Below are 10,107 nucleotides of genomic sequence, written 5' to 3' on the forward strand. Positions count from 1 at the left end.
AGCAAAAGGCAGTTTTCATTCAAAAAAACAAGCAGAAAAGGGCATGGTTTAGGAGGAAATGGCTTTTATAAGTGTATAAAAGACAGATAGTTGTATTAGCAAATATTTTTGAAAGAGTCCATGGTCGATGGTCCATAGTCCGTTGCCTGGTGCGTGGAAATGGGTGGTAAATGGGAAGGCAGGTTTCGGGCTGCCTGCTTATCCTATAATATTTATAAATGTGTTAAAAGCCATGGACCACCGACTATTGACTGGCTTCCAGCCGTCTGCCTTGTCCCGTACTACTATAACTGCGCTAAAGGCCATGGACTATAGACCATCGACCATGGACTGTCCCACCTGCCTTGTCCCGTACTACTATAAATGCGCTAAAGGCCGTGGACTATGGACCATCGACCGTGGACTGTCCCATCTGCCTTGTCCCGTAATACCTGTAATACGCTAAAGGTTATGGACCATCGGCCATGGACTGTCCCACCTGCCTTGTCCCGTACTACTATAAATGCGCTAAAGGCCGTGGACCATCGACCATCGACCATGGACTATGGGCCAACAGCCCACAAAAAAAACCGTCCCGCAGTTAGCGGAACGGCCTTTTTATAGAAACCTTTTTTGCTTACTAATTATTTCATTTTGCTAGTGTCAGCAGCAACTGAATCAACAGCTTGTTTAGCTGAATCAGCAACAGCGTTTACAGCAGAATCAGCAGAAGCAGCAGTTGAATCGATAGCTTCAGTTGCAGCGTTTGCAGTAGAATCAGCAGTTTCAGAACCGGTACCGGAACCGCAAGCTGTTACAAATAAACCGAAAGCCAGTGCTAAAAAGCTAATTTTCAGGATGTTTTTCATCGTACAATGATTTTAAGGTTTTGGAAATAATTTCTTCTTTATACCTGGTTGGGAAAAAGGTAACCCATCTTTTAAAAAAATTTTTTTTTGCTACTTTGGGTTACCAAAAGCACATAATAGTATTAAATAAGTGAGTGACCATCTAAACATAGCAAGGGACAGAGAATTACTGCAAGGATTGGCCCGTAGTGACGACAAGGCACTGGAAATCATTTATTTGGAGAATTTTCCGGTGATCCTGAGGATGGTGCAGCAGAATAACGGGTCGGACGATGACGCCAAAGATCTTTTCCAGGAGGCAATGATCATATTATATGAAAAGGTGCAACAGGGCGATTTTGACCTGTACAGCAAACTAAAAACCTTTTTATATGCCGTATGCCGGCGCCTGTGGCTGAAAAAATTACAGGGTAATACCTGGATCGGGCTTTCGGACCATATGGAGGAAACCCTGCCGCTGGAAGATACCATGGAGGAGCATGAAAAAAAGGACGAGCAGTTCCGCATCATGCAAAGATCCATGGGCAGCCTGGGAGAACCCTGCAAAACCCTGCTAGCTGATTACTACCTGCATAAACGATCCATGCAGGACATTGCAGAAAAGTTTGGCTATACCAACGCGGAAAACGCCAAAAACCAGAAGTATAAATGCCTCATGCGGCTTAAAAAGCTGTTCTTTGATCAATATAACAATACCAAGTAACCAATTAATACTACCACAATTCTAAAGGAGCGGTGATGAAAGATCAGATACAATTATTACAGGAAATAGAAAGCTACCTGGAAGGACAGCTCAGCGATGCCGAAAGGGCATCTTTTGAGGCCCGCCGCCAGGCCGACCCTGTGCTGAACGCACAGGTAGAGGAGCAGCAGCTATTCCTGCAAACTTTACAACAATACGGCCGCCGCACAGAGCTGCAGCAGCAAATGGACCGTATCCACGAACATATAGCCACGCCAAAGCCTGCTAACGTAGTGCCTATACGTAAAAGCACCCCGTACCCGCGCAGGCGTACAATTACCAACCTGGCAGCTGCTGCCTGTATAGCGCTGGTAACCTCCCTGAGCACCATTGCCATTATGCAAAGGGCCGCCAAACAAAAAACTACCGCCCAGTATGAGGATGTAAGAAGGGTGCTGAATAATATTCAACGCTCACAGAATGCGCTGATCAATAATATGAACAGCACCAGCAAAAAAGCACCGGCTAACCCCGGCACTTATGGCGGTACCGGTTTTGCCATCTCTACCAACGGGTATATTATTACCAACTACCACGTAGTACAGGGCGCCGATTCATTATATGTACAGAATAACAAAGGCGAGGCTTACAAAGCCACCAGCATTTTTGAAGATATATCCAGTGACCTGGCCATTCTTAAAATAGCTGACAGCACTTTTAAAAGCCAGCCCCTGCCCTACCAGCTGAAACCACAGCCGGTGAACCTGGGTGAAGAAGTATTTACCATGGGTTACCCGCGGGATGAGATTGTGTATGGTAAAGGCTACATCAGCGCACAAACCGGTTTTAACGGGGATACGGTAGCCTACCAGGTATCCATCCCGGTGAACCCCGGTAACAGCGGCGCCCCGCTGATGGATGCTGAAGGCAATATAGTAGGCATTATTACCGGTAAACAAACCACCTCAGACGGAATTGCCTTTGCAGTGAAATCAGCTCACCTGAAACGTATGCTGGATGAAATGCCAAAGGAAAAGCTGCCCCGCCGGGAATGGGCCCGCAAAAGCGCTCACCTGGAAAGCATGAGCCGTGTAGACCAGATCAAGAAGCTGGAAGATTTTGTGTACATGGTGAAGGTGTATAATTGATGTGCGGATGTGCAAATATGCAGATGTGCAGATGATGGAAGAAATAATGTATTAATGTGCTGATATGCTAATGTGCCGGTGAGTTTAAAAAATGACAATTGGCCTTAGATTAAATATAAAGGCTACACTGTTAAGAGTGTAGCCTTTTTTTATTAAAAATATCTCCTTACATAACCAACCAGCACATTAGCATATCAGCACATTAACACATTTCAATCATCTGCACATCTGCATATTTGCACATTTACTCATCATTTCTTCCATCCCCGGTACTTATCCGTGATCCAGTAGATCAGGTCTTCCTGGCGCATCATACGCATGGCGTCATAGGCGGGGTAATTATCGTGCATGAAGTGCTGCAGGGAATCGCCTTTAAGGCCGGTAACCTGGCTAACCAGCAGCGGTGTATAACGGGAATCGATATACTTTTCTTCCTCTGCCTTTGCATAGATCTCCTTGAACTTTCTTTTTTGTTTTTCCTTGCGGGAATAACGGGTAAAGGGACTAAAGGTAAGTCCAAAGCCCTGCGGGGTATTACCGCCGGCCAGGGGTTTATTTGCTTTATCCAGTATAAACCCATATTGTTCGCGGCGGGCTATGGAATCTAACTGGTAAGGCGTGTATTTGGCTGTTACCTCCACACTGCGCAGCATCTTGTTCTCTACCTCCAGCTGTATATTCTGGGTAACGGTGGCATTGGCAGACGCTTCTACCACCAAACTATCTGTTCTGTAACCAATAAAAGTAAAAAGGATCAGGTCATGCGGTTTAACATTTATGCGGTAAAAGCCTCCCTGGTCTGTAGTAGCTCTTTTGCCCGTGGTTTTGTTGATGATGGAGGCATAGGGTAATACCAGGTTGTTATCCTTATCCGTTAACTGGCCGGTAAGGGTGATCTGGGACTGGGCCCGTACCTGCTGCACCGCCAGCAGCATAACACTACAAAGTAATAATGCGCTGAGGTATTTGAATGTATACATATTGATTGGTTTCAGAAAGGTCATATTAAGAGGCAAGTATATGCTAAACAAAGTAAGTAACAAGTTGTTAAAAAAAATAAAAAATCCTCCCGGGTACAGGAGGATTTTTTTATGACCGGGAAATGAATCCCTTAGATAAGGCAGGTATTAGCGTAACAGGTCTATTACTTCTTCACGGGTTTTACCCAGCTTCTTCTGCAGGTTGCCTATTAAACGGTCTTCCTGGCCTTCTTCATACAGCAGATCATCATCGGTAAGATCTGCATACTGCTGTTTTAAACGGCCTTTAATATCATTCCATGCTCCTTTGATCTGTAACGTATCCATAACATTCTGTTTTATGTGAACAATCAGGTTTATTACAGGGAATGAAAATCCAAAGACTATGCCAGCCGTACCTGTATGCGGGTAGTAAAGGTTTGCTCCCCGCCCGGCGGCAGCTGCTGCAAATGCATGCCGTTATTAAAAGTATTAGGAGGAGCGCTGAGGTTCTCTATGGCAATACTGCGGCGGTGCGGCGGTATATACACCTGCAGCACGGGATAATTGTGATCCGGGTAAAAGTCAATGGCAATGCGCTGCTGCGGATCAAATAAGGTACATAATGGGCCAGGGTGTGTGAAATGCAGCAGAAAGGAATTATCCAGCTGCACATCTTTCAGCAGCTGAGGCTGCAAATAATCTTTACAGGGCAATAATTGACCGGTAGGTACCAACTGCTCATTAAATTCCACTATTTGTTCCGATGCAAACTGTAGCTCCAATGCATCTACCGGGGTGCCGGTAGTAAAATACGGATGCCAGCCATCCATAACAGGTATGGCCGTGCCTGCATGATTTATAAGCGTAGTGCTAACGGATAAGGTATAGTTAGCCTGCAGGCTGTACCGCACCCGGCAGTCGTATGCAAAGGGATAACCGGGATCAGCGCCTTTATAGCTATGCTGCAGTACCAGTGCGGCTTCCCGTTCATTGGTGATGGTTTCCAATACGGTAAATGCCGCATCGTATAACAAACCGTGAATGGCATGGCCGGAGGGCGCTAAGCGGCTAAGCTGGTAAGCCTGATCCTGCCATTTATATTGCCCGTATGGAATGCGGCAGGCATAAGGGCTGAGCTTTACACCTTTGAAACTTTTGGTAAGCTGTTGCTGCTGCTCATCCAGGCTTTTATAATTATCTATTATGTTCAGGGGCTGCCCGTTATGCGGAATGGTAAAGGCATGCAGGGCGGCGCCTAAGGAAGGTATTATCTCTACCTGGGTATTATTCGCGGTATCCTGCAGGGCAAAAATGTCAAAACCATTTTGCTGAAAAGTGTGGGTACGAAATGCCATGTAATTCAAAATGTAGCCGAATTTACCCAAACTGGTACATATCTTTATATATTGTTAAAAATTTGCTGAGTCTATGTCCGATACAAAACCTGAAGTTTGGTTACGCGGCCCGGTAGAAGGGGTACCGGCATTATTACAACCGGTAGCGCATGCTTTGTTACAGGCACAGGAAGAGATACATGTGCTGCTGCAGGACTTCCCTGCTGATAAGCTGTGGGAGCGGCCTGCGGGTGTGGCATCTGTAGGTTTTCACCTGCAGCACCTTACCGGTGTGCTGGACCGCCTGTTCACTTACGCCAACGGGCAAACGCTTTCAAAACAACAGCTGCAATACTTAATAGCAGAAGGCGCTGCCAATGAAAATATAACAGCCGCGCATTTACTGCATGCATTTGATATGCAGGTAACCCATGTGCTTACCATCCTAAAAAATACAGACGAAAAAACTTTAACGGAAGCAAGAACGGTTGGCCGCAGCCAGCTGCCCTCTACCCTGCTGGGCTTAATGTTCCATGCGGCAGAGCATACCATGCGGCATACCGGCCAGCTGCTGGTAACGGTAAGGGTTATACTATCATAAATAAACGGGTTGGCCCAGCGCGGGTATTAACATGGCTGCTGCAATCCCTTTGGCCTGGGCTGCCTGCTGCAGCTGCTGCAAAGGGTAATACAATGGCTCATCAGACAGGTCAAAGGTGCCATAGTGCATAGGAATAAGCCGTGAAGCCTGCAGATCCTTAAAAGCTTGCAAGGCATCTGTGGGGGATTGATGATTTACATGCATGAACCACTCCGGTTCATAAGCGCCAATACCTAATAAAGCATAATTGAATGGGCCAAAGGTTTGCGAGGCCAGTTTGTAATGCCCGTTATAACCACTATCCCCACCAAAATAAATACTGGTTTGCGCATTCTTAATTACAAAGCCGCCCCATAAACGTTTATTGGTATCAAATGCGCCCCGCTTAGCCCAATGCCGGGTAGGTACAAAATATACAGCCGGGCTGTTTTCATTGGTTTGGTACTGCTGGTACCAGCCGGCAGTTTGCACCCGTACATTCTTTCCCCATTTCCTTAGTAAGGCATCCATACGTAAACCGGTAAGCACCTGTATCTGCGGGTTATTGGCGAATAGGGTTCCCAAGCTTTGTTTATCACAATGGTCCCGGTGATCATGTGATAAAAGCAGGTAATGAATGCCTTTTAACAGTTGCGGATCCAGCGGGAAGGGAGACACCCGTTTGTTGAACAAGATGTTGCCAAAAACAGGATCTGTAAGAAAAACAGTTTTATGTAAACGGATGTAAAATGTGCAGTGTCCCAGCCATACTATGCAATCCTGATCATTACTGAGCCAGGAAAGATCGGTGCTGATATTCGGCTGATAGCGGGTACGTTTCTGCTGCTTAAAGGGATTTTTTTGCAGCTGCCATTTAAGCACTTCCGGCAGCGTTGTTATGTAGGGATGGTCTATGTTCCGGAACCTGCCGCGATCGTCTACCGGCGTGCCCTGCCAGTTTGGCGAGGGCGGTATTGTATTTAAAAGCGGGTTGCTCAGGTACGGCATGTTATTAAAATTACTGCATTCCCTGCAGCCATTCCGCATAAATTTCCTGGTACTGTGCCTGGCCTGCATCCGGCTCAACGGTTGCAATACATTCCATTCCTTTAAAGGCATTTTCCAGGGAAAAACAACCGGCGCCTACACCGGCTGCACGGGCAGCGCCCTGCGCACCATCTGTATTATACAGCTCTATTACTACATTCAATGTGTTGGCAAATACCTGGCGGAACAAGGGGCTCAGGAACATATTGGCATGGCCGGCCCTTACCCGTTTAATGTTCATTTGCATCTGCGTCATAATATCTACCCCGTAACGCAGCGCAAACACAATACCTTCCTGTGCGGCACGCAACAGATGCTCCTTATGGTGAATATTAAACTGCAGGTTCTTAACAGATGCACCGCCATCAGCATTGGCCAGGATACGTTCGGCACCGTTACCGAAAGGATAAATGCGCAACCCGTCGGCGCCTGCAGGCGCTTTGCCGGCCAGGGTATTCATTTCGTTATACGGCAGGCTGCCGGTCATGCTTCTGAGCCAGCTGTTTAAAATGCCGGTACCGTTCAGGCACATGAGCACACCATTACGTATATCCGCCTCCGTATTATTCACATGCACAAAAGTATTTACACGGCTTTGCTCATCATACGAGATCTGGTCATGCACGGCGTACACTACACCGGATGTACCGGCCGTGGTGGCTGCTTCCCCGGGGTTTAACACATTCAGGGAAAATGCATTGTTGGGCTGATCGCCGGCGCGGTAAGTAACCGGTATACCTGGGGCCAGGCCCAGTAATTTGGCAGCTGCTTCCGTAAGCTTGCCCTGCAAACCAAATGTGGGTACAATGTTGGATAACAGGGAGCGGTCTATTTTATAATAATCCAGCAGCGACTGTGCTACACCATTCCCGGCAAAATCCCAGAAAATACCTTCTGAAAGGCCGGATACCGTGGTACAGGCTTCGCCGGTGAGGCGCATGGCTATGAAATCGCCTGGCAGCATGATCTTGTGAATGCGTTCATACAGCTTAGGCTCATTCTCCTGTACCCAGCGCAGCTTAGAAGCTGTGAAGTTACCGGGTGAGTTCAGCAAATGTTCCAGGCAATACTCCTGCCCCAGCTGTGCAAATGCTTTGTTACCGATATTCACCGCCCGGCTGTCGCACCAGATAATGGACGGGCGCAGTACCTGCTGGTCTTTATCCACACATACCAAACCATGCATCTGGTAAGCAATACCAATACCGGCTACGGTATGGCCATCAAACGGCTGCTGCTTTTTCAGCAAATGGGTAGCATGCTGCACCTCCTGCCACCAGCGTTCGGGGTCCTGCTCGGCCCAACCGGCCTGCGGCGCCTGCATGGGCATTTCCTGCGCAGGGCTGGTGGCGGTAGCTACACAAACACCGCTGTCAGCATCCAGCAAAGCGGCTTTTACAGAAGAAGAACCTATATCGTAACCAAGTAAATACATGCTTGAAAATTAAGAAGTATGAAGAAAGCAATAGGATGTATGAAACAGCGCAGCGGCCAGATCTTACATCCTACTTGCTAATATCAGTTTATAATAACTATTACCAGAATACGGTGTATAAGGCGGCCAGGATACCACATACCAGGATAGCGCCTACAGCAAATGTACCGGATGTTTTGAACATGGAACCATCTACCTCCAGGCCTTTAGGGTTATTCTTGCTCTTAGGATCCAGTAAGGTCATAACCACCATAATGGCCACGATCACTACAAAGATCCAGCCCATACGGTCCAGGAAAGGCATGGCCGGCATGCTGAATTTAATAACGATAGACAAGGGGATGGACAACAGCGCACCGGTTAATGCGGCGGCTGAAGTAGTGCGCTTCCAGAAGAAGCCCAGTATAAAGATGGCAAACACACCCGGTGAAATGAACCCGGTATATTCCTGGATGTACTGGAAGCCCTGATCCAGGTTGCTAAGCTGCGGCGCTACTATCACACCAATAATGCAGGATACGATAATGGCTATACGCCCTACATTCACCAGCTGCTGCTCTGTTGCATCTTTCTTGAAATAATGACGATAGATATCCAGCGTAAAAATGGTGCTGATACTATTGGCCTTGCCAGCCAGGGAAGCCACGATGGCAGCGGTTAAGGCGGCAAATGACAATCCTTTTAAACCTACAGGCAGTAAGTTCAGTAATACGGGATAGGCATGGTCCGGTTTAATAACGCCGGCAGCATCGGTCATTTCTGACTGGAACACCCCGTTCTTATACAACACGTAAGCTGCAATACCGGGCAGCACTACGATCACAGGCATTAACAGTTTCAGGAAAGCGGCAAACAGGATGCCTCCGCGGGCGGTTTTAAGATCAGCCCCTAATGCGCGCTGTGTAATGTATTGGTTACAGCCCCAGTAGTTCAGGTTCACGATCCACATACCACCGATCAATACGGCAATACCGGGTAATTCATTATAGTGTGGGTTAGATTTGTCGAAGATCATGTGAAAATGTTCCGGCGCCAGCTTACGCAGCATGCCCACACCTGCCATCACCCCATCGCCGCCAAAATGATTGGCAACCAGGTTCAGCGCCAGGTAGGTAGTGGCCAGACCTCCCAGGATCAGGAAAAATACCTGGATCACATCCGTATACCCGATCACCTTCATACCACCCAGTGTAATGAACACGGCAAAAATGGCGAGGCCCCAAACGCAGGTGGTGAAGCTGAAACCGGAAATGGTTTGTACTGCCAGCGCGCCCAGGTACAGGATGGAGGTAAGGTTCACGAAGATGTACAGCAACAGCCAGAACACGGCCATTACGGTAGCCACCCTGTTATCATACCGCTGGGAAAGGAATTGCGGCATGGTGTAGATCTTATTTTTAAGGTACACCGGTATAAAAAAGATGGCAACGATCACCAGTGTGGCGGCCGCCATCCATTCATATGTAGATATTGCCAGGCCCATGGCAAAACCGGAGCCGGACATACCAATAAATTGTTCTGCGGAAATGTTAGACGCGATCAATGATGCACCAATGGCCCACCAGGTAAGTGATCCCTCTGCAAGGAAAAAATCTTTTGTATCAGCGGTGCTCTTCTTTTTCTTTCTGTAAATGTAGAATCCATAACCGGCTACGATAAAAAAGTACACCAGGAAAACGGCGTAATCAAGGAACTGTAAACTCTTTTGCATAAATGGTTTAACGTGGTAATTGAATAATTCTTATCCATATACCGGGTTGGTGATCGATAAAAAAGCGGATGAATATAGGAAAGAAAGCTGAAAGCGCAAAGCATAAAGCTGAAAGCTTCGAAATTGATACGTATTGCCTGAATGCTGAGATGATTTGAGTACCCTACACTTCCTCCAACATCATTTGCGCCAGCTGCTGCGCTACCTCGCTGCCGATAGCTACTCCCATGCCGCCCATGCGTACGCCCAGGAAGACGCGGCTGCTAAAGGGTTTAAGCAGGGGTTGCTTGCTGGCGCCAAAGGCCATGATACCGGTCCAGCGACCGGCTATTGTAAAGGAGCGGCCCGGGAGGATAATGG

At 47.5% G+C, this 10,107-nt stretch carries 10 protein-coding genes and 1 pseudogene; 3 read left to right on the plus strand and 8 right to left on the minus strand.

All coding sequences use genetic code 11. The features are described from left to right. Positions 1-623: 623 nt before the first annotated feature. The gene (locus VIM87_RS00210; RefSeq protein ID WP_331995012.1) at positions 624-848 is read right to left on the minus strand and encodes a hypothetical protein; all 225 of its coding nucleotides are present in this window, start codon (positions 846-848) and stop codon (positions 624-626) included. 130 nt (positions 849-978) lie between these two features. On the opposite strand from VIM87_RS00210, the gene VIM87_RS00215 reads away from it, so the two are divergent. Beyond that, the gene (locus VIM87_RS00215; RefSeq protein WP_331995013.1) at positions 979-1,551 is read left to right on the plus strand and encodes a sigma-70 family RNA polymerase sigma factor; all 573 of its coding nucleotides are present in this window, start codon (positions 979-981) and stop codon (positions 1,549-1,551) included. Positions 1,552-1,586: 35 nt separating this feature from the next. Next, on the plus strand, positions 1,587-2,678 hold the full coding sequence (locus VIM87_RS00220) for a serine protease (RefSeq protein WP_331995014.1): 1,092 nt from the start codon (positions 1,587-1,589) through the stop codon (positions 2,676-2,678). 251 nt (positions 2,679-2,929) lie between these two features. Here VIM87_RS00220 and VIM87_RS00225 read toward each other — a convergent pair whose 3' ends face one another. The 3 genes from VIM87_RS00225 to VIM87_RS00235 all read right to left on the minus strand — a co-directional run bounded on the left by VIM87_RS00225 (position 2,930) and on the right by VIM87_RS00235 (position 4,995). Next, on the minus strand, positions 2,930-3,658 hold the full coding sequence (locus tag VIM87_RS00225) for a carboxypeptidase-like regulatory domain-containing protein (protein ID WP_331995015.1): 729 nt from the start codon (positions 3,656-3,658) through the stop codon (positions 2,930-2,932). 147 nt (positions 3,659-3,805) lie between these two features. Further along, the gene (locus VIM87_RS00230; protein ID WP_331995016.1) at positions 3,806-3,985 is read right to left on the minus strand and encodes a CsbD family protein; all 180 of its coding nucleotides are present in this window, start codon (positions 3,983-3,985) and stop codon (positions 3,806-3,808) included. Between the two features lie 56 nt (positions 3,986-4,041). Continuing rightward, positions 4,042-4,995, minus strand: coding sequence for an aldose 1-epimerase (locus tag VIM87_RS00235; protein WP_331995017.1), 954 nt, complete (start codon positions 4,993-4,995; stop codon positions 4,042-4,044). 73 nt (positions 4,996-5,068) lie between these two features. Here VIM87_RS00235 and VIM87_RS00240 point away from each other — a divergent pair, with 73 nt between their 5' ends. Next, positions 5,069-5,575: a DinB family protein gene (locus VIM87_RS00240; RefSeq protein WP_331995018.1), complete on the plus strand. Its 507-nt coding sequence runs from the start codon at positions 5,069-5,071 to the stop codon at positions 5,573-5,575. On the opposite strand, the gene VIM87_RS00245 is transcribed toward VIM87_RS00240, so the two are convergent. From VIM87_RS00245 to VIM87_RS00260, 4 genes and pseudogenes are all read right to left on the minus strand, one after another. Further along, entirely contained in the window at positions 5,570-6,562 is a 993-nt protein-coding gene (locus tag VIM87_RS00245; protein WP_331995019.1) for an MBL fold metallo-hydrolase, read from the minus strand. The two genes, VIM87_RS00240 and VIM87_RS00245, sit on opposite strands and share 6 nt — an antisense overlap. A 10-nt stretch (positions 6,563-6,572) precedes the next feature. Beyond that, positions 6,573-8,036 (minus strand): xylulokinase, encoded by a 1,464-nt coding sequence (locus VIM87_RS00250; protein ID WP_331995020.1) that lies wholly within the window; start codon positions 8,034-8,036, stop codon positions 6,573-6,575. A 100-nt stretch (positions 8,037-8,136) separates the two neighbouring features. Further along, a complete protein-coding gene (locus tag VIM87_RS00255; protein ID WP_331995021.1) occupies positions 8,137-9,747 on the minus strand; it encodes a sodium/sugar symporter in 1,611 nt (536 codons plus the stop codon). Positions 9,748-9,910: 163 nt separating this feature from the next. Further along, positions 9,911-10,107: pseudogene (locus tag VIM87_RS00260) on the minus strand (FAD-binding oxidoreductase); the annotation flags it as partial.

This window comes from Chitinophaga sp. (assembly GCF_036569125.1).
GTDB lineage: Bacteria > Bacteroidota > Bacteroidia > Chitinophagales > Chitinophagaceae > Chitinophaga.

Bases quoted from the DNA above. Each gene is read 5' to 3' on its own strand.
- VIM87_RS00225 (WP_331995015.1), bottom strand. From the start codon at position 3,658: ATGTATACATTCAAATACCTCAGCGCATTATTACTTTGTAGTGTTATG.
- VIM87_RS00245 (WP_331995019.1), bottom strand. From the start codon at position 6,562: ATGCCGTACCTGAGCAACCCGCTTTTAAATACAATACCGCCCTCGCCA.
- VIM87_RS00240 (WP_331995018.1), top strand. From the start codon at position 5,069: ATGTCCGATACAAAACCTGAAGTTTGGTTACGCGGCCCGGTAGAAGGG.
- VIM87_RS00220 (WP_331995014.1), top strand. From the start codon at position 1,587: ATGAAAGATCAGATACAATTATTACAGGAAATAGAAAGCTACCTGGAA.
- VIM87_RS00250 (WP_331995020.1), bottom strand. From the start codon at position 8,036: ATGTATTTACTTGGTTACGATATAGGTTCTTCTTCTGTAAAAGCCGCT.
- VIM87_RS00210 (WP_331995012.1), bottom strand. From the start codon at position 848: ATGAAAAACATCCTGAAAATTAGCTTTTTAGCACTGGCTTTCGGTTTA.
- VIM87_RS00235 (WP_331995017.1), bottom strand. From the start codon at position 4,995: ATGGCATTTCGTACCCACACTTTTCAGCAAAATGGTTTTGACATTTTT.
- VIM87_RS00255 (WP_331995021.1), bottom strand. From the start codon at position 9,747: ATGCAAAAGAGTTTACAGTTCCTTGATTACGCCGTTTTCCTGGTGTAC.
- VIM87_RS00230 (WP_331995016.1), bottom strand. From the start codon at position 3,985: ATGGATACGTTACAGATCAAAGGAGCATGGAATGATATTAAAGGCCGT.